Annotated in this window: 12 protein-coding genes; 7 read left to right on the forward strand and 5 right to left on the reverse strand. The window is 65.8% G+C overall.

The genetic code is table 11. The features are described from left to right. Positions 1 to 436 precede the first annotated feature (436 nt). From pflA to VK98_RS20840, 4 genes are all read left to right on the forward strand, one after another. Positions 437 to 1,228 carry a pyruvate formate-lyase-activating protein gene (gene pflA / locus VK98_RS20825; RefSeq protein ID WP_082159156.1) on the forward strand — a complete coding sequence of 264 codons (792 nt, stop codon included), beginning with the start codon at positions 437 to 439 and terminating at the stop codon, positions 1,226 to 1,228. A 92-nt stretch (positions 1,229 to 1,320) separates the two neighbouring features. Continuing rightward, the gene (locus VK98_RS20830; protein ID WP_048415868.1) at positions 1,321 to 2,514 is read left to right on the forward strand and encodes an acetate/propionate family kinase; all 1,194 of its coding nucleotides are present in this window, start codon (positions 1,321 to 1,323) and stop codon (positions 2,512 to 2,514) included. Between the two features lie 114 nt (positions 2,515 to 2,628). Beyond that, a complete protein-coding gene (gene pta, locus VK98_RS20835; protein WP_048415869.1) occupies positions 2,629 to 4,713 on the forward strand; it encodes a phosphate acetyltransferase in 2,085 nt (694 codons plus the stop codon). Positions 4,714 to 4,922: 209 nt separating this feature from the next. Further along, positions 4,923 to 5,327, forward strand: coding sequence for a DUF3995 domain-containing protein (locus VK98_RS20840; RefSeq protein WP_048415870.1), 405 nt, complete (start codon positions 4,923 to 4,925; stop codon positions 5,325 to 5,327). Positions 5,328 to 5,508: 181 nt separating this feature from the next. On the opposite strand, the gene sph is transcribed toward VK98_RS20840, so the two are convergent. Continuing rightward, entirely contained in the window at positions 5,509 to 7,029 is a 1,521-nt protein-coding gene (gene sph / locus VK98_RS20845) for a sphingomyelin phosphodiesterase (RefSeq protein ID WP_197083123.1), read from the reverse strand. Between the two features lie 334 nt (positions 7,030 to 7,363). On the opposite strand from sph, the gene VK98_RS20850 reads away from it, so the two are divergent. Next, positions 7,364 to 8,164, forward strand: coding sequence for a class I SAM-dependent methyltransferase (locus tag VK98_RS20850; protein WP_048415872.1), 801 nt, complete (start codon positions 7,364 to 7,366; stop codon positions 8,162 to 8,164). On the opposite strand, the gene VK98_RS20855 is transcribed toward VK98_RS20850, so the two are convergent. From VK98_RS20855 to VK98_RS20870, 4 genes are all read right to left on the reverse strand, one after another. Beyond that, on the reverse strand, positions 8,161 to 8,907 hold the full coding sequence (locus VK98_RS20855) for a class I SAM-dependent methyltransferase (RefSeq protein ID WP_048415873.1): 747 nt from the start codon (positions 8,905 to 8,907) through the stop codon (positions 8,161 to 8,163). The two genes, VK98_RS20850 and VK98_RS20855, sit on opposite strands and share 4 nt — an antisense overlap. 245 nt (positions 8,908 to 9,152) lie before the next feature. After that, on the reverse strand, positions 9,153 to 9,479 hold the full coding sequence (locus VK98_RS20860) for a hypothetical protein (RefSeq protein WP_048415874.1): 327 nt from the start codon (positions 9,477 to 9,479) through the stop codon (positions 9,153 to 9,155). 83 nt (positions 9,480 to 9,562) lie between these two features. Beyond that, positions 9,563 to 10,294, reverse strand: coding sequence for a transglutaminase family protein (locus VK98_RS20865; RefSeq protein WP_048415875.1), 732 nt, complete (start codon positions 10,292 to 10,294; stop codon positions 9,563 to 9,565). Between the two features lie 286 nt (positions 10,295 to 10,580). Then, entirely contained in the window at positions 10,581 to 11,921 is a 1,341-nt protein-coding gene (locus tag VK98_RS20870; protein WP_048415876.1) for a glutamine synthetase family protein, read from the reverse strand. A gap of 404 nt (positions 11,922 to 12,325) precedes the next feature. Here VK98_RS20870 and VK98_RS20875 point away from each other — a divergent pair, with 404 nt between their 5' ends. Together VK98_RS20875 and VK98_RS20880 are read left to right on the forward strand one after the other, a co-directional pair. Continuing rightward, on the forward strand, positions 12,326 to 15,640 hold the full coding sequence (locus VK98_RS20875) for a DUF748 domain-containing protein (protein WP_082159158.1): 3,315 nt from the start codon (positions 12,326 to 12,328) through the stop codon (positions 15,638 to 15,640). A gap of 241 nt (positions 15,641 to 15,881) precedes the next feature. Further along, positions 15,882 to 18,740 carry an adenosylcobalamin-dependent ribonucleoside-diphosphate reductase gene (locus VK98_RS20880; protein ID WP_048415877.1) on the forward strand — a complete coding sequence of 953 codons (2,859 nt, stop codon included), beginning with the start codon at positions 15,882 to 15,884 and terminating at the stop codon, positions 18,738 to 18,740. Positions 18,741 to 18,842 lie beyond the last annotated feature (102 nt).

Consider the following 18,842-nt stretch of genomic DNA (forward strand, 5'->3'; position numbering starts at 1 on the left):
GGGTTGGAATCCCTTTGGCATAATAGGTGCCAATCATGACGTTTGCAAAAAACGGCCGCGACTTGATCCAGCTCAGCCGCGGCCCTGCGCGGGTCAGGCCGGTTTTATGCCGCCGGCGTGTTATGACGATGTTCGCGAACGAGCGGAAATATTGCAGTGCAAGATAAAACTAACGACTGTTTTAACTAGAACTCCACGAAAATCAAGGGTTTGCCGGGAAGGGGGCATGGGGCGATGTGGCGTGCGCACATCACTATGTACGCTTTTGACCTGTATCAAACATACATTTTCGTTTTAGAATATAAAATGTGTTCGTAAAATAACATTTGTGTTCGGCTCTGGCGTTTTGGGCTCGTCCCCGTTCGGAACCGCGCACTATGCTTTAAAAGGCGGCCTGTTAAGGGCCGGCCTCTGTCGGCCATAGGAGCACAAACGCATGCCAGATACCCAAACCGCCGTGGACACGGTCCCGCAAGAACACGCCATGTCTCCCGAATCCGTGGTGGGTTACCTGCACTCCACGGAGAGCGGGGCCGGGGTGGATGGGCCTGGCATGCGCTTTGTCTTCTTCACCTCGGGCTGCCAGTTCCGCTGCCTATACTGCCATAACCCGGACACCTGGAAGCTGCACAACGGCCGCCAGGTCACGGTGGAGCAGGCGATGGCGGAGCTGGAGCCGTATGCGCGTTTTTTGAAGTTCGCCGGCGGCGTGACGGTGTCCGGCGGCGAGCCGCTGATGCAGGACGGTTTCGTCGGCGCGCTGTTCCGCGAGGCCAAGCGCCGCTTCGGCCTGCACACGGCGCTGGACACCCAGGGCTTTTTGCACGAGCGGGTCAGCGACGAGTGGTTCGACGCGGTGGACCTGGTGATGCTGGACATCAAGCATTCGGACCCGGAGCGCTATCACGCGCTGACCGGCCAGCCCTTGCAGCCGACGCTGGATTTCGCCCGTCGCCTGCAACGGCTGGGCAAGAAAATGTGGGTGCGTTACGTGTTGGTGCCGGGTTTGACCGACGGCGACGAAGACATCAGCAGGCTGGCGGAGTTCGTCGCCGGCCTGGGCAGTGTGGTGGAGCGGGTTGAGGTGTTGCCCTTCCATCAGTTGGGCATGGACAAGTGGCAGAAGCTGGGCATGGAATACCAGTTGGCGGATACGCCGATTCCCACGCCGGAGCAAGTCAAACGTGCCCGCGAGTTGTTTTCCTGTAAAGGCTTGAAGGTGACTTGAACGCCTTCCGGCCGGTGGTTTTTGGCTGGCAGCGTCGCCTGGAGCGGCGCTGCTTGTTTATCGAATTATTTATCATGAATCGCTGATATATTATGACGACATCTTCTGAAATTCTGGTGATCAACTGCGGCAGTTCCTCGCTGAAGTTCGCGCTGCTGCCCAAGGGCTCCAGCGAGCCGCTGCTGTCTGGTCTGGCCGAGTGCCTGGGCCTGGCGGATTCGCGCATCATTTTCAAAACCGCGGAAGGCAAGAAGACGGAGTCGCTGAACGGCGGCAGCCACGCCGAGGCGATGGAAGCGCTGACCCGTTTCATGGGCGAGCATGAGTGGCTGGACAGCGTGGTCGCCATCGGCCACCGCATCGTGCACGGCGGCGAGCGCTTCCAGGCGTCCGCGCTGATCACCGACGAAGTGCTGGCCGGCATCGAAGAATGCTGCGCGCTGGCGCCGCTGCACAACCCGGGCCACCTGGTGGGCATCCGCGCCGCGCAGAAAGCCTTCCCCAAGCTGCCGCAGGTGGTGGTGTTCGACACCGCCTTCCATCAGACCATGCCCAAGCCGGCCTATATGTACGCCGTGCCGCAGCGCTTCTACAAAGAATACGGCGTGCGCCGCTACGGCATGCACGGCACCAGCCACCGCTTCATCGCCGGCGAAACCGTGGCCGAGCTGAAGCTGGACCCGGCCAACCACGGCATCCTGATCGCCCACCTGGGCAACGGCGCTTCCGCTTCCGCAGTGAAGAACGGCCAGTGCATGGACACCACCATGGGCATGACCCCGCTGGAAGGCCTGATCATGGGCACCCGTTCCGGCGATATCGACCCGGCCGCGGTGACCTTCATCGCCCGCAAGGAAGGCCTGGATCTGGACGGCATCGACAATCTGCTGAACAAGCAGAGCGGCCTGCTGGGCATTTCCGGCGTGTCCAGCGACTGTCGCGCTCTGGAAGAGGCCGCGGCGGAAGGCAATGTGGACGCGCAACTGGCGCTGGACATGTTCGCTCACCGTCTGGCCCGTCTGCTGGGCGGCCTGGCCACCTCGCTGGACCGCATCGACGCGCTGGTGTTCACCGGCGGCATCGGCGAAAACTCCAGCCTGCTGCGTGAAAAAACCCTGAACCACATGAAGGTGCTGGGCTTCGCCGTGGACGCGGCCGCCAACGAGCGCGCCGTGCGCGGCAACACCGGCGTGATCAGCCAGCCGGGCAGCACCACCGCGCTGGTGATGGCCACCAACGAAGAGTGGATGATCGCCAAGGATACCGCCGACCTGGCCGGTATCTGATAGGACCTCGCGGCGCAAGCCGCGTCTGTATCGCGCGGCCGGCGTTCCGTCGGCCGCCGCCTGATTCTGAACGCCGGGCCGCCTTGCGGCGGCGCGCGCGTCGAAAGCAAAACCATGACATCGCAACAACCGAAACGAGTGTTTTTCCTGGCTTCCTATGGTTCGGACGCCGGGCTGACCTCCATGACCCTGGGCCTGGTGCACGCGCTGGAGCGCGACGGCATCAAGGTGGGCTTCGTCAAGCCCATCGCGCAGCCCGCCAGCGTGGGCGCCGAGCTGTCCAGCCACTTCGCCCGTCAGCTGTGCAATATCGACGCGCCGGCGTCCATCCCGTTTGCCCGCGCTCAAGCCATGCTGCGCGAAGGCGAGCTGGCCACCTTGATGGAAGACGTGGTGCGCCTGGCGGAACAGGCGCGCGACAATCACGACGTGCTGATCGTTGAAGGCCTGGTGCCGGACAGCGACGCGCAAACCGCCATCCGCCTGAACGCGGAAATGGCCGGCAGCCTGTCCGCGGAACTGCTGCTGGTGCTGTCCGGCGCCGGCCGCGGCGCGCGCGACATCGCCGAATGCGTGCAGCTGGTGCAGCGCCAGTTCGGCGCCGACGGCAACGGCAAACTGGCCGGCCTGCTGCTGAACCGCGGCGCGGAGTGCGGCAATCTGGCCGGCCTGCGCGCCGAGCTGGCGTCGCAGGGCTGCGCCACGCCGCTGCTGGGCTGCGTGCCTTACGACGCCAAGCTGGACGCGCCGCGCGTGCTGGACGTGGTCAGCGCGCTGGGCTTGAAGATCGAGCACGCCGGCCAGATCGAGCAGGCGCGCATGCGCGAAACCGTGGTGGCGGCCCGCACCGTGGAGAAAATGGCCGAACGCCTGCTGCCGGGCACCCTGGTGGTGACGCCGGGCGACCGCAGCGACGTGGTGCTGGCCACCTCGCTGGCCATGCTGCGCGGCGTGCCGCTGGCCGGCCTGCTGCTGACCTGCGGCGAACCGGTGTCCGGCAGCATCCTGCCGCTGATCCAGTCCGCGCGCCAAGCCGGCCTGACCATTCTGTCCACCGAGCGCGACACCTATGAGACCAGCACCATGCTGGCCAATCTGGACCGTCACGTGGCGATGGAAGACGCCGAGCGCATGCAGGCGATGATCGATTTCGTGGCCGAGCGCATCGACACCGCGGTGCTGGTGCAGAAGATCGGCGAGCCGCGCGAAGTGCGCCTGCCGCCGCCGGCCTTCCGTCATCGCCTGATCGAGAGCGCGCGCCGCTCGCAAAAGCGCATCGTGCTGCCGGAAGGCGACGAGCCGCGCACCATCCAGGCCGCCGCCATCTGCCACGAGAAGGGCATCGCCCGCTGCGTGTTGATCGGCGAACCGGAGCGCATCCGCCAGGTGGCGGAAGCCCAGGGCGTGACCCTGCCGGCCGACATCGAAATCCTGGCCCCGAAAGAGGCCGCCGCCCGCTACGTGGCGCCGATGATGGAGATGCGCAAGAGCAAGGGCCTGACCGCGCCGCAGGCGGCGGAACAGCTTGAAGACAGCGTGGTGATCGGCACCATGATGCTGGCCTTGAACGAGGTGGACGGCCTGGTGTCCGGCGCGGTGCACACCACCGCCAACACCATCCGTCCGGCGCTGCAGCTGATCAAGACCGCGCCGGGCGCGAGCATCGTGTCCAGCATCTTCTTCATGCTGATGCCGGATCAGGTGCTGGTGTACGGCGACTGCGCGGTGAACCCGGACCCGAACGCGGAACAGCTGGCCGACATCGCCATCCAGTCCGCCGATTCCGCCCGCGCCTTCGGTCTGAGCCCGCGCGTGGCGATGATCTCTTACTCCACCGGCACTTCCGGCAGCGGTTCGGACGTGGAGAAAGTGCGCGAAGCCACCCGCATCGCCAAGGAAAAGCGCCCGGACCTGATGATTGACGGCCCGATGCAGTACGACGCCGCCAGCGTGGAGTCCGTAGGCCGCCAGAAGGCGCCGGACAGCGAAGTGGCCGGCCGCGCCAACGTCTTCGTGTTCCCGGACCTGAACACCGGCAACACCACCTACAAGGCGGTGCAGCGCTCCGCCGGCGTGGTGTCGGTGGGCCCGATGCTGCAAGGCCTGCGCAAGCCGGTCAACGATCTGTCGCGCGGCGCGCTGGTGGACGACATCGTCTATACCATCGCTTTGACCGCGATCCAGGCGGACGCGCAGTAAGCGGCTACAGCCCGGCGTGATCCGAGCTTGAGCCAAAAACAGCCCCCGGCGTTTTGCGCCGGGGGCTGTTTGGTTTGGGGTCGGCGAAGGGGGGCGGCTTTGCACGGCGTTGTCGTTTTTTTGCCGTAGATCAATGCAGATGGGATTGTGTTATAATCAGGGCGAGGTTGAACTTCCGATAAACACTTAATTAGAAAGGGAACCTGCTTATGCTGAGCCTGTTTTTGATTACTGTTTTTCTGATTATCAGTCTGGTCCATTGCTATTGGGCGCTGGGCGGCACCGTCGGCATGGGCGCGGCCGTGCCCGAGGTGGACGGCAAGCCCTTGTTCCAACCCACCCGCGCCGGCACCTTCGCCGTGGCCGGGCTGTTGGCCTTGTCGGCGCTGGCTGTTGCGCTGCATGGCCATCTGACCCGTTTCTGGCAAATGGAAACCGTGCGCTGGGGCTTGCTGGCCTTGGCCGTCGCGCTGCTGTTGCGCGGCATCGGCGAATTCCGCTACGTCGGCTTGTTCAAGAGCGTGCGCGGCAGCCGCTTCGCTCGCAACGACACCCGTTTCTATTCCCCTTTGTGTCTGTTGCTGGGCAGCTTGTTGCTGATTCTCGCCTGGTAAACCTCCTGAAGCGGGCGGCAAGCCGCCCGCTGTCCTCGTTAGAACCTGTTTACGATCTGCTGCGCGTTGGCGATACGGCGTTGAAAACGCCTTCGAAATGCTCATGTACCACTAGTACATTCCGCTTTCTCAGCGGTTTTCGCCTTGTCTCGCCTTAGCTCGCGAGATCGTAAACACGTTCTTAGCGCTTGTTGTTCTGCGCGTAAATCAATTGCGCCTTCCAATCCAGCCGCTGCGGCTGGCGCGGCATGCTGACGCGGAAGCGTTCGCGCGGGCCGACGCCGGGCTGCCATAGATAGAGCTGCCCGTCGTGGGCGCCGCCGTTCCAGGCGGTCAGATAGTAATCGCTCTGCCGCGCCCAATCCTTGAAGCTGACGATGTCGCCGTCCCGCAGGCAGCCGTCCGGCCGGTCCTGAATCTGCAGCCGCAGTTCCGTCGACGCGTTGAGCGGGCCTTGCTTGGTGTAGTAGGCGTATTGATTGGCGTCCAGGCCGCCCCACCAGGTCCAGAACCAGCCGGGGCGGTCGGCGCGCTCCACCCGCAGGTAGTCGCCGGAACGTAGGCAGCCGTTGTCACGCATGGCGAAGTTGTTGGACAAGTTGAAGCGGGCGGCGGGGCCGTCGCCGGGGCCGGTCTTCAGCCAGCCGTCGTTGGCGGCGGCGCTTTGCAGCCATTGGCCGTTGCCCAGGTTTTGCAGGCCCAGCTGGCGGTAGCTGCCGGCCTGGTCGGTAAATGACTGGGTGGGAGTGGCGGCGTCGGCCCAGGCGAAGGCCTGCACCGGGTAGTGGTCGCTGTAGTCGGTGTAGGCGTAGGTGTGCTTGCCTACGGATTGCACCGTCCACTGCGGCGACGGCGCGTCCAGCGCCAGATTGTGCCAGGCAGACGGCTGGCGGTGGGTCTTCAGCGTCAGGATGTAGTCCAGGTACTCCGGCGCGTCGCCGCCGCGCGCGCCGTAGCGTTCCAGCGCCAGACCGTTGCGCACGGTGTCGAAGCTGTCGGCGACGCCGGCGTAGCGCGGCTCGCTGGCTTGCAGGATGTCCAGCATCGCGCGGTATTCCGCCGGCTTGCGGCGGTCCACGTTCATGTCGCCGGCAATCAACACCACTTCGTCCTTGGGCAGTTGCCGCGCGCGCAGCCAGTCGGCGATTTCGCGCAGCTGGGCCTGGCGCACCGCCGCGTGGTCCTTGCAGCCGCCGTCTTCCGATTGCAGGTGGGCACCCAGCACATGGTAGTACCGGCCGCCGGCTTGCAGCTTGGCGTAGGCGAAGCCCTTGAGCGCGTATTGCTCCCAGCTGCAGCCGGCGGTGCGGAACAGATACTGCCGCTTTTCCACGATGGGCCAGCGGCTGACGATGGCGACGCCGCCGTCTTCCGGCTTGGCGCCGTTCCAGCCTTCGGTGCCGTCCCAGCCGCTTTGGCTGCGGCCTATCACCGGGGTTTGGTGCGGGAAGCGCGCTTTCAGTCCTTGCAGCAGCGCTTCGGAGCTGCTGTTGTCTTGCAGCTCCTGAAACACCGCCACGTCCTGGTTTTGCAGGACGGGGGCGGCGGCGATCAGTCGCGCGCGTTGTTCCTGGCCGTAGTTGGGGTAGAGCGACTGCGGCAGCAACATGGCGTTCCAGGTGGTCAGCCTGAGGTCGTCGGGATAGGCGGCGAGGACGGGGGCGGCCAGCAGTACAGCGCAAAGTGCCAGGCAAGCTTTCATCATGTCTCCGAGGGGTGGGGGAGCGCAAAGCTTGAATGGCCTTGTTTGCGGAATTGCTATGTCATTTAAATTTGATCTGGCGTAGAATGGCGGCTGCGCCGGCCATGCCGGCGCCCGTCCGTTTCAGCGGACGCGAGTCTTCCCTTCCCGATAGGAGCGCGCCGGAATGAAGCTGTAATGCCCGTCACTCGTTTGCCCAGCCTGGGCCGTTTGCCGCATTGCCGTTTCGTTTTGTCGTCCGCTTCGTCTTTGCCCCTTCGCGGGGCCGTCCGTTTCGCTATGGACGCGGCTTTGGCTGGGTGTTTCCTTCTTTCTGAACAGAACAGGACTCCCCATGTCGGTACATGCATCCCTCAATGTTTTTTCACATAACCAGGCCGCCTGGGACCGCCAGGCCGAGCAGGCCGGCCCGTGGTCGCAGCCGGTGGACGCCGCCGCCATCGCCGCGGCGCGCGCGGGCGAGCATCAGGCGCGGCTGACGCCCGGGCCGCTGCCGGCCGGCTGGCTGGATCAGGCGGCGGGCTGGCGCATTCTGTGCCTGGCCAGCGGCGGCGGTCAGCAAGGCCCGCTATTGGCGGCGGCCGGCGCCGAGGTCACGGTGTTCGACGCCTCCGAGCAGCAGTTGGAGCGCGACCACCTGGTGGCGCGGCGCGAAGGGCTGACGCTGAAGACCGAGCAGGGCGATATGCGCGACCTGTCGCGCTTCGCCGACGCCGGCTTCGATTGCGTGTTTCACCCGATTTCCAATCTCTACGTGCCGGACGTGCGTCCGGTGTGGCGCGAGTGCTTCCGGGTGCTGCGTCCGGGCGGACGCTTGCTGAGCAGCTTTTTCAATCCGGCGGCCTTCATCGGCGACCGCGATCCTGAGCTTGCGCGCCAGGGCCTGATCCGGCCGCGTTATCCGGCGCCGTATTCCGATCTGCGCGACCTGGAGCCGGAAGCGCTGGCGGCCAAGCGGGCCGGCGGCGAGGCGTTGGTGTTCGGCCACAGCCTGGCCGAGCAGATAGGCGGCCAGCTGGAGGCCGGCTTCTTGCTGGCCGGCTTCCACGAGGAGATGCAGCCGACGCCGCGTTTCGTCATCGACGGCTATCTGCCGGCCTTCATCGCCACTTGGGCGAGCAAGCCGGGGGCTTAGCCGCAGCGCGCCGACACCAGCAGCAACATCGGCCGCTCCCTTTCCTCCGCCAGCTCCGGCCGCGCCGCGATCTGGGCGTCGCTGGGGCCCCAGTCTTCGACATGGCAGAGCTGGAAACCGGCGGCCAGCGTCAGGTTCAGCAGCGTGCCCAGCGTGCGGTGCTGCTTGACCACGCCGTCGGCCAGCCAGTGGGTGACGCGTTCGCCTTCCATCTGGTAGCTGTCCACCGGCCAGCTTTTGCGGCCCTGGGCGTCGTGCAGCCAGCCGGGCTGGCGCGAGGCCATGTAGATCGGGTGTTCGATCGAGAACACCAGCCTGCCGTCGGCGCGCAAGACCCGCCGCGCCGCGCGCAGCAGGCCGGCCAGGTCCTTCAGATAGTGGAAGGTCAGCGAGCTGTAGACCAGATCGCGGCTGGCGTCGGCCAGGCCCAGGGCGGCCGGGTCCAGCGCGTCCAGATCGGCGCGGGCGTAGCGGATGCTTTTGTCCGCAGTCATTTGCGCGGCGGTGGCCAGCATTTTTTCGGAGACGTCCAGGCCCAGCACGTCCGCCGCGCCCTGTTCCCGCGCCCAGCGGCAGAACCAGCCGTAGCCGCAGCCCAGGTCGAGGACGTCCTTGCCGGCGATGGCCGGCAGCATGGCTTGCAGTGCCGGCCATTCCGCCGCGCCGGCCAGGCCTTCCGTCGAACGGCCAAGCTGGCTGTAGCCGTGGAAAAAGTCGGGGTTGTCGTAGATGTTTTGCGTCATGGCGGTATTCCTGTGTGAAAGGTGGATGCCGGACGACGGGGATGCGGGAGACGATGCGAACGCAGCCCGGCCGTGGCCGGCGGGGCTGCGAGGGTTGGCTTACGCTTGCGAAAGCGGCGCGCAGGACGACCCCTCACCCCGTTGCGGGGTGCTGTTGGGTCTGGAAACAATCAGTACGTCCAATTCGCGCATCCGGCGATGATAACGCATTTCGCCGTGAGCCTAAACCGGCGGCGCGGCGGGCGTCAGTTGCGGCGCAGCTGACAGGCCAGGCTGCGCGGCACCGACAGCCTTTGCTCGTTCAGGATGTCGCTGCCGGGGAAGTAGCGGATTTCGCGAATGTCCTCGTCCTCGCGCAGCAGGGTGATGTTCTTGGCGGCGGGGATGTTGACGACGATCTGGCCGGCCTGGTAGCAGACGATGCTGTAGGCGTTGAAGTCGCTGTCGCTCAGGTGCTCGCTGCTTTGGCGCAGCTGGCGCGGCAGCCGGTAGTCGTCGCGGCCTTCCGCCTGGCTGAAGGCGGGAAGTGCGAGCAGGGCGGCGAGCGCGAGCGAGATCAGGCGACGGTTCATGGTCAGGTTCTGGCGGCTGTGGACGGGGCACCATCATAGAGGCCGCGCCGGCGGCTTGTACAGCGGCCAACGGGCGGCCGGCGTCAGCGGGCGGGGTGCAGCCGGCTGTTCAGATAGCGTTCGCCGCGCCGGCGCAGCGGCGGCGGCGCCAGCCTCAGCCATTGATTGAAATGCAGGCCCAGCAGGGTGTTGTTGCCGGCTTTTTCCTGCAGCGCGATGGCCAGGTTGTCGTAGACCGGGTCGTCGTCGTCGAGGTCGTCGGCGCAGGCTTGGGAGAAGCTGTCGGCGTCCGCGCTCCAGCGGCAGTCCGCGCCCAGGCGCAGGCCGTAGCCGCGCGGCAGGCCGGAGGAGAGCAGGCGCGCGTATTGGCGCTCAAAGCCGTCGGGGTCGAACAGATAGCTGTCGCAGTGCAGCCAGCGGCCGTCCAGCCGCGCTTGCACCAGGCCGTGGAACAGGTGTTCCGGCAGGAACAGGTAGACCGGGGCGGGCACCGCGTGGCGCAGGACGCGCTTGTCCAGCCGCACGAAGCGCAGCCGCGCCGGAATGCCGGCGGTGGTCAGCAGCGCGCGCAGCAGGTCGCCCTGGGCGTTGCAATGGCCGCGTCCCAGAGCCAGCGTGCGTTCCGGCGTGACGGTTTCAAACTGGCTGGTGAAGCCGAAGCGCACTCGGTCTCGCACGAAGTCGTGCAAGGCGCGGCAGTAGTCGCGGTCGTTGTCGGGGGAGGCGTCGTTTTGCACCTGGCGCAGGGCTTGGCTCAGGCTCAGCCCGGCGCAGGGCGCAGGGCGGACGGGGTCGGGCTGGGGGCTTGGTTGCATGGAATGCTCTAGCGGCCGATGTTAATCATATTGAATATTCAGAGCCGGGGATTGTCAATGCACAGTTTGATGACGGCAGGGCGGAAAAGCCGCCGGCCCGGAAGAGGGCCGGCGGTGAGCGCTCTGCGCCTAAGAACCTGTTTACGATCTGCTGCGCGTTGTGGAGCGTTACACGGTGAGTACACCCTCAAAATGCTCATGTACCAACCGTACATTCCGCTTTTTCGCTAGTTTTCGCCTTGTCTCGCTTTTGCTCGCGAGATCGTAAACGCGTTCTAAGCGCAGATTAAACGTGCAGCAGCAGGAAGCGCCGCTCCCACGGGCTGATCACGTCGAAGTACTCGCGGTATTCGGCTTCCTTGATCGCGCTATAGGTGCGGATGAAGTGCTCGCCGAACAGATTGGTCAGCGGCTCGCACTTGAGCAGCATGTCGATGGCGTCGTCCAGGTGGCGCGGCAACTGGTGCGGCTGCTCGTAGGCGCTGCCGGTCAGCGGTTCGGACGGCATCAGGCCCTGCTTCATGCCCAGGTAGCCGCAGGCCAGGCTGGCGGCGATGGCCAGATAAGGATTGACGTCTACGCCGGCCAGGCGGTTTTCCACCCGGCGCGCCTGCGGGTCCGAGTGCGGCACGCGCAGGCCGCAGGTGCGGTTGTCGTAACCCCAGGACAGATTGATCGGCGCCGAGGTGTAGCGGCTCAGCCGGCGGTAGGAGTTCACATAGGGCGCGAAGAAGGGCATCGCCGGCGGCAGATAGTTTTGCAGGCCGCCGATGAAGTGGAAGAATTTTTCCGAGGGCTGGCCGTCCTTCAGGCTGAAGATGTTCTTGCCGCTGTCCTTGTCCACCACGCTCTGGTGCAGGTGCATGGCGCTGCCGGGCTGGCCCTGCATAGGCTTGGCCATGAAGGTGGCGTACATATTGTTGCGGATCGCCACTTCGCGCACGGTGCGCTTGAACAGGAACACCTGGTCCGCCAGCGCCAGCGGGTCGCCGTGGTCCAGATTGATTTCCATCTGGGCGGTGCCCATTTCGTGGATCAGGGTGTCCAGCGCCAGGCCCTGGGCCTCGCACCAGTCGTACATTACGTCGAAGATGCCGTCGTATTCGTTGACGGCGTCTATGGAGAAGCTCTGCATGCCGGCTTCGGTGCGTTTGGTGCGGCCCACCGGCGGGCGCAGCGGGATGTCTTCGTCCGGCTGGATTTCCACCAGGTAGAACTCCATTTCCGGCGCCACCACGGCCTTGAGGCCTTCGTCTTCGTACAGTTTGAGGATGCGCTTGAGCACGTTGCGCGGCGCCAGGTCCACCGGGCGGCCGTCGAAGAAGGCGCAGTCATGGATGATCTGGGCGGTGGGCTCCAGGTTCCACGGCACCGGGCGCAGGGTGCTGGCGTCGGGAATCAGCCGCATGTCGGGATCGGCGAGGGAGGTGAAGTCCTGGTCCGGGTAGTCCCCGGTCACGGTCATGGACAGCACGGCTTCCGGCAGGCGCAGGCCTTCGGCCGGATTGTATTTATGGCGCGGCACGATCTTGCCGCGGGCGAGCCCGGTCATGTCCGGGATCAGGCATTCCACTTCGGTGATGCGATTGTCGTCCAACCATTTGTTGATTTGTTCTGCGTTATTCATAAAGCCTCTGTTGTCATGTGTGCGCGCCGGAGCTGCTGTCGCGCTGGGCGTCGTGCCTCAGCGTATGCGGCCGCTGCGCTTGTACTAAAAATAATCTACGGTCCAGTGTGCGGCAGCCGGGGCTGCGCGGGCAGGCGGGACGGGGCTGGAATCGGGCCCAGTGATGGATCGGCAATCCGGGTGCTCCTCTCTGTTGGGTAAAACGGCGCAATGCCGCTTTGAATGGCATTGATCGTTTTTGGTTCGGAATGTTCAATATTTTGAACGAATGCATGCTAGTACCGGCGCACGGACATTCGCAATGATTATTGACGGGATGCCGGCCGGCTGTTGGTTTGCGGCAACAAGGAAATCTGACCAAGGGGACTGTTAAGACCTCTTTATGAGTATTAGAATTAGACGATATGGAAAACGATACCAAACAGATAACACCCGCTGCGGACCCCGGCTCGCCGGCCTCGAAGCCGCGCCGCCGTTGGTTGCGCTGGCTGGCGGTTCCCGTCGTGTTGCTGGGCCTGCTGTGGGGCTTCCTGGGCTGGCTGGCGCCGGGGATGATCAGCGACGCCGCCGCCAAATGGGCGCAGGGCATAGGCCGCAAGCTGAGCATGGGCGAAATCAGCATCACGCCCTGGAATATGTCGCTGGAGGTGCGCGATCTCAAGCTGAGCGAGGGCGACGGCCGGCCCTTGTTCGCGGTGAAGCGGGCGTATCTGAACCTGGATCCGTCCATGTTGTTGATCGGCCGCTGGCAGGCGCAGGAGTTCTCGCTGGACGAGCCTAGGCTGGCGCTGGCGCGCAATGCCGCCGGCCAGTGGAACTGGGCCAGTTTCGTCGCCGACGCCGCCGGGCCGGCCAAGCCCGAAGGCGGCTCGGACAAGCTGCCGCGGCTGCTGATCAAGGCCTTGAACATCCGCAACGGCCAGGCGCAGCTGTCCGACCAGTTGGGCGGCGACGAGCGCTTCACCCTGGTGCCGCTGAATCTGTCGCTGGTGGACCTGTCCACGCTGCCGGAAAACGGCAGTTACACGATGCAGGCGGCGATGACCGACGGCACCCGTTTCAACTGGAAGGGCAGCATCAATCTGCAGCCGCTGAAGTCCGACGGCGAGGCGCAGATGGCGGAGCTGCCGCTGGCCTCGGTCTGGCCCTATGTGCAGCCGCATTTCAACACCGCCGCGCCGGAGGGCCGCTTGTCGGTGTCGGCGCGCTACCATTTCGAGATGTCCGGCAAGACGCCTGAGCTGACGGTGTCTCCGTTCCGCGCCAGCCTGCTGCGCTTCGCGCTGAAAGCGCCGGGCGGCCGCAGCGAACTGACGATTCCGGAGGTCCGCGTCGAAGGCGGCGCGCTGGACCTGGCGCGTTCGATGCTGAAAGTGCAGTCCATCGAACTGGACCAGGGCCTGGCGATGGCCGGGCGCGACCGCGACGGGACGGTGGACTGGCAGAAGGCGATTCCGGCGGCGCCGGCCGCCGCCAAGCCGCAGCCGGCGGCCGCGCCGCTGCCGTGGCTGGTGAACATCGAGGCGATCAAGCTGCGCAACTGGCGCGTGAGCTACGCCGATCAGGGCTTCCGCCAGCCGCTGGCGCTGGAGGCCAAGCTGCCGCTGTTGTCCGGCCGCTTCGCCTTGTCGCCGGACCATGGCTTTTCCTTGACCGGCATGCTGGCGCGGCTGGACGAGCTGAAGCTGGGCGCGCAGGGCGCGGAGCCGGCGGTGAGCCTGGCCAGCGCGGAACTGGCGTCCAGCCAGCTGTTGCAAAAGGGTCGCCGCATCGAGCCGGGCAAGCTGACCTTGAGCGGCCTGGACGCTAAGGTGGAGCGCGACCGCGCCGGCCAGATCAATCTGGCCCGGCTGTTCGAGCCGGCCGGCGGCGCCAAACCGGCCGCCGCGCCGGCGCGTCCGCAAGGCGAGGCGGCGCCGGCCTGGAAATTCTCCTACCCGGAAATGGAGTTGCGGGACAGCCAGCTGAGCTGGACCGACCGCAGCCTGGCCAAGCCGGTGAATGCGGCCTTGTCCGGCCTGGGCGGCACCGTGGAGGTGGGCGACGGCCAAAAGCTGGCGGTGGACCTGGCCGGCAAGCTCAATGGCGGCAAGCTGGCGGCCAAGGCCGATATCGACGCCGCCGCCGGCGCGCTCAAGGGCAAGTTGCGCGCCGACGGGGTGCAACTGGCGCCGCTGGCGCCGTACGCCTTGAGCGGCACGTCGCTGCGTTTCGGCGGCGGCGCGTTGTCGGCGGATCTGGACCTGGATGTCGGCGCGCGCGGCTGGCGCGTCGGCGGCTCCGCCGGCGTGGCGCGGCTGGCGGTGTACGAGCCGGGGGAGAAACTGCCCCTGCTGGGCTGGCGCGATCTGCAAGTGCGCGGCCTCAGCGCCCAGGGCATGCCCTTGAAGGCGACGGTGAGCAATGTCCGCCTGCTGGGCCCGGCGGCGCGACTGGTGCTGGACGAGAAGCGCGAGCTCAACGTGGCCAGGCTGTTCGCCGGCCAGGGCGGCGCCAAGCCGGCCGCGCCCAAGGGGGAGCCGTTGCCGCAGGTGGAGGTCAAGTCCATTCACGTGCAGGGCGGCCGGGTGCAGTTCGCCGACCACGGCATGAAGCCGGATTTCGCCACCGACATGCACAATCTGCGCGGCTCCATCCAGAACCTGTCCACCCGCGCCAAGCAGCGCGGCAACATCACGCTGGACGGCGACGTGGACCAGTTCGGCGACGTCAAGGTGCGCGGCGCCTTGTCGCCGCTGGCGCCCACCGACAACACCGACATCACGCTGGCCTTCCGCAATATCTCCATGGGCACGCTGAACCCGTATTCGATGAACTTCGCCGGCTGGCAGGTCAAGGACGGCCGCTTGTCGGTGGACCTGCGCTATCTGCTGGAGCAACGCCAGCTCAAGGGCGAGAACCGGGTGGTGATCGATTCTCTGCAATTGGGCGACGAGCTGCCGGACAGCGAGTACAAGGGCCCGCGGCTGCCGCTGCGGCTGGCGGTGGCCATCCTGGAGGACAGCGACAAGCGCATCGATCTGGACCTGCCGGTGGCCGGCAGCCTGGACGATCCTCAGTTCAGCTACGGCAAGGTCATCTGGAAGGCCATCGTCAACGTGGTGACCAAGGTGGTGACCGCGCCGTTCCGCGCGCTGGGCGCCCTGCTGGGCGGCGAGGGCTTCGACGACATCCGCTTCGTCGCCGGCGAGGCCAATGTGACGCCGCCGGAGCGCGAGAAGCTGGTCAAGGTGGCCGGGCTGATGGTCAAGCGGCCCAAGCTGATGTTGTCCATCAGCGGCGGCTACAACGCCGACGCGGACCGCAAGGAAATGGCGCGCGCGCAAACCGATCTGGCGATCTTCTCCGCCGCCGGCCATCAATTGGGCGCGGGCGAGCCGCTGCCGCTGCCGGACTTGCAGGACGATGAAATCCTGTCCGCGGTCAAATCGGTGTACGGCAAGCAGATCGGCCGCTTCAAGCTGTTGGGCCATACGCTGAAACCGGGCGGTCCGTCCGGCGCGGCCCTGGGCAAGCTGCTGCGCGAGGAGCTGATCGCCGCGCAGAACATCAGCGACGCCAACCTGCAGCAACTGGCCAAGCAACGCGCCGTCAACGCGCGTGCGGCCATGGTCAAGGCCGATCCGGCGCTGCAGGAGCGCATCCAGCTGGGCGAGCCGGTCAAGGTCTCGGCCGGCCGCGACGGCGTGCCGCTGGAGGTGAAGCTGAAGACGCCGTAAGACGGCGGCCGCGCGTCGTGTTTTTGCCCATGACAAGCGGGAAAAGCGGCGGCGGCGTGGAATAGCGCTTGATATGTGTCAACGAACGGCGTAACTACATATAGTGTAATACGCCGTTTTTCTTTTCCAGATATTGCGTATCGGACGTGTTGCAACCTTTTGCGGCCCGCACGGTCCATTGCATGCTGGAAGGGGGCCGCCCTGGCCGCCGCAGGCCGCAATTCAAGAGGAACCGGGAACCATGAAGCAGGAAAACATCGCCGCCATGACCGAGCAGGACATCTCCCGCGAGGTGCTGCTGGAAAAATACGCCAAGAACGGCGAACACAGCGTGAGCGAAGTGCGCCTGCGCGTGGCCAAGGCGCTGGCGGCGCTGGAAAGCGAACCGGCGCGTTTCGAGCCGCTGTTCTATCAAGCGCTGGAAAACGGCTTCATTCCCGGCGGCCGCATCAACTCCGCCGCCGGCACCGATCTGCGCGCCACCTTGATCAATTGCTTCGTGCAGCCGGTGGGCGATTCGGTGTCCGAAACCGAACACGGCAAGGTGGGCATTTACGAGGCGCTGCTGCAGGCGGCGGAAACCATGCGCCGCGGCGGCGGCGTCGGCTACAACTTCTCGCGCATCCGCCCCAAGGGCGCGCGCGTCAAGGGCACCAATAGCCGCGCCTCCGGCCCGGTGTCCTATATGCGGGTGTTCGACCGCAGCTGCGAGACGGTGGAATCCGCCGGCGCGCGCCGCGGCGCCCAGATGGGGGTGCTGGACATTTCCCACCCGGACGTGGAGGAGTTCATCCACGCCAAGGACCAGGGCGATCTGCGCAATTTCAACATCTCGGTGGGCGTGTCCGACGACTTCATGCGCGCGGTGGAGGCGGACGCCGCCTGGGAGCTGACCCACGCGGTGGAACCGTCGTCCGACGCCTTCCCCGGCAGCTATCAGCGCGAGGACGGCCTGTGGGTCTACCGCGCGGTGCCGGCGCGCGAACTGTGGCGGCAGATCATGGCCTCCACCTATGATCACGCCGAGCCGGGCGTGCTGTTCATGACCCGCATCAATCAGGACAACAATCTGTCCTATTGCGAGGTGATCGAGTCCACCAACCCCTGCGGCGAGCAGCCCTTGCCGGATTACGGCTGCTGCGACCTGGGCTCCATCAATTTGTGCCGCCACGTGCGCCAGCCGTTTGGCGACAAGCCCAGCTTCGACTTCAAGAGCTTCGAGAAAGTGGTGCGCATGTCGGTGCGCATGCTGGACAATGTGCTGGACCTGACGGTGTGGCCGCTGGAAGAACAACAGCGCGAGGCCCAGTCCAAGCGCCGCGTCGGTCTGGGCTTCACCGGCCTGGGCGACGCGCTGATCATGCTGAAGATACGCTATGACAGCGAGGAGGGCCGCCGCTTCGCCAGCCGCATTTCCGAGGCGATGCGCGACGCCGCCTACGACGCCTCGGTGGACCTCGCCATCGAGAAGGGCGGCTTCCCGCTGTTCGACGCCGACGCCTACCTGGCCGCGCCGCATTGCGCCAGCCGGCTGCCGGAGGCGATCAAGGCGCGCATCCGCAAGCACGGCATCCGCAACTCGCATTTGTTGTCCATCGCGCCCACCGGCACCATTTCGCTGGCCTTCGCCGACAACGCCTCCAACGGCATCGAGCCGCCGTTCTCCTGGTTCTACACCCGCAAGAAGCGCATGGCCGACGGCAGCCAGCAGGAATACCTGGTGGAAGACCACGCCTATCGCGTCTACCGGATGCAGGGCGGCGACACCAACGCCTTGCCGGACTACTTCGTCTCCGCGCTGGAAATGAGCGCGCTGGATCATATGCGCATGGTGGCGGCGGTGGCACCCTATATCGACACCGCCATTTCCAAGACGGTGAACGTGCCGGGCGATTACCCCTTCGACGATTTCGAAAGCCTGTACCTGGAGGCTTGGCGCGCCGGCCTGAAGGGCATCACCACCTACCGTCCCAACAATGTGCTGGGCTCGGTGCTGTCGGTGGAGCCGGCCAAGCCCAGCGCCGCCACGCCGCAGGACCTGTCCGGCAGCGGCGACGGCGATCCGGACCGCCGCGTGGTGCTCAACACCGCGCCGACGCCGGCGCTGTCCAGCCTGAAATGGCCGAACCGGCCCAAGCTGAAGGAAGGCAACCCGTCGTGGACCTTCATGGTGGAAGGCGACGCCGGCGATTTCGCCGTGGTGGTGGGTCATGTGGAGAACGGGCGGACATCGCCGTTCGAATGCTGGGTTAACGCCACCGAGGAACAGCGCGGTCTGGGCGCGGTGGCCAAGACCCTGTCCATGGACATGCGCTGCCGCGACCACGGCTGGCTGGCGGCCAAGCTGGACGCGCTGTCGCACACCAACGGCGACAAACGCTATGTGTTCGATCTGGGCGAGCGCACCGTCTACGCCACCTCGGCCTCGGCGGCGCTGGGCCAGGTGGTGCGCCACCGCGTTGAGCAATTGGGCGCGCTGCCGGCGGACCAGAACGAGCCGACGCCGGTGATGGACGCGCTGTTCGCGCGCAAGGAGCCCAAATCCGGTACCGACGGCACCATGAGCTGGTCGGTGGACGTCAGCAATCCGCAAACCGGCGACGACTTCGTGCTCTTCATCAAGGAACTGGTGCTGCCCAACGGTCAGCGGCGGCCGTACTCGATGTGGCTGGCCGGCGCCTATCCGCGCGAACTGGACGGCCTGTGCAAGATGCTGAGCCTGGACATGCGGGTGATAGACCCGGCCTGGATCGGCCTCAAGCTGCGCAAGCTGCTGAGCTACGCCGAGCCGCAGGGCGATTTCTTCGCCCGCATTCCCGGCGTGGAGAAGTCGCAGAGCTGGCCGTCCACCGTGGCCTATCTGGCGCAGCTGATCATCCACCGCTACGCGATGCTGGGGGTTCTGACCGAGGAAGGCGTGCCGCTGGAAGAAATGGGGGTGATGGTGCCGGAGCAGAGCGATCTGTTCAGCCCGGAAGCCAGCGCCGCCTTGAAGCAGGTGCCGGGCAAACCGTGCCCGGAATGCGGCAACCACGCCTTGATCAAGAAAGACGGCTGCGAGTTCTGCACCGCCTGCGGCCACGTGGGCGCTTGCGGCTGATGGGGAAGGCGGCTTGATTTAAGCCGATTCGCCCAAGCGGTAATACCTTTGCGGCTCCAGCCATTCCCACATGCATCTCTTTGTGGGAATGGCTGGAGCCGC

It is taken from the genome of Chromobacterium sp. LK11 (genome assembly GCF_001043705.1).
Classification (GTDB): Bacteria; Pseudomonadota; Gammaproteobacteria; order Burkholderiales; family Chromobacteriaceae; genus Chromobacterium; species Chromobacterium alkanivorans.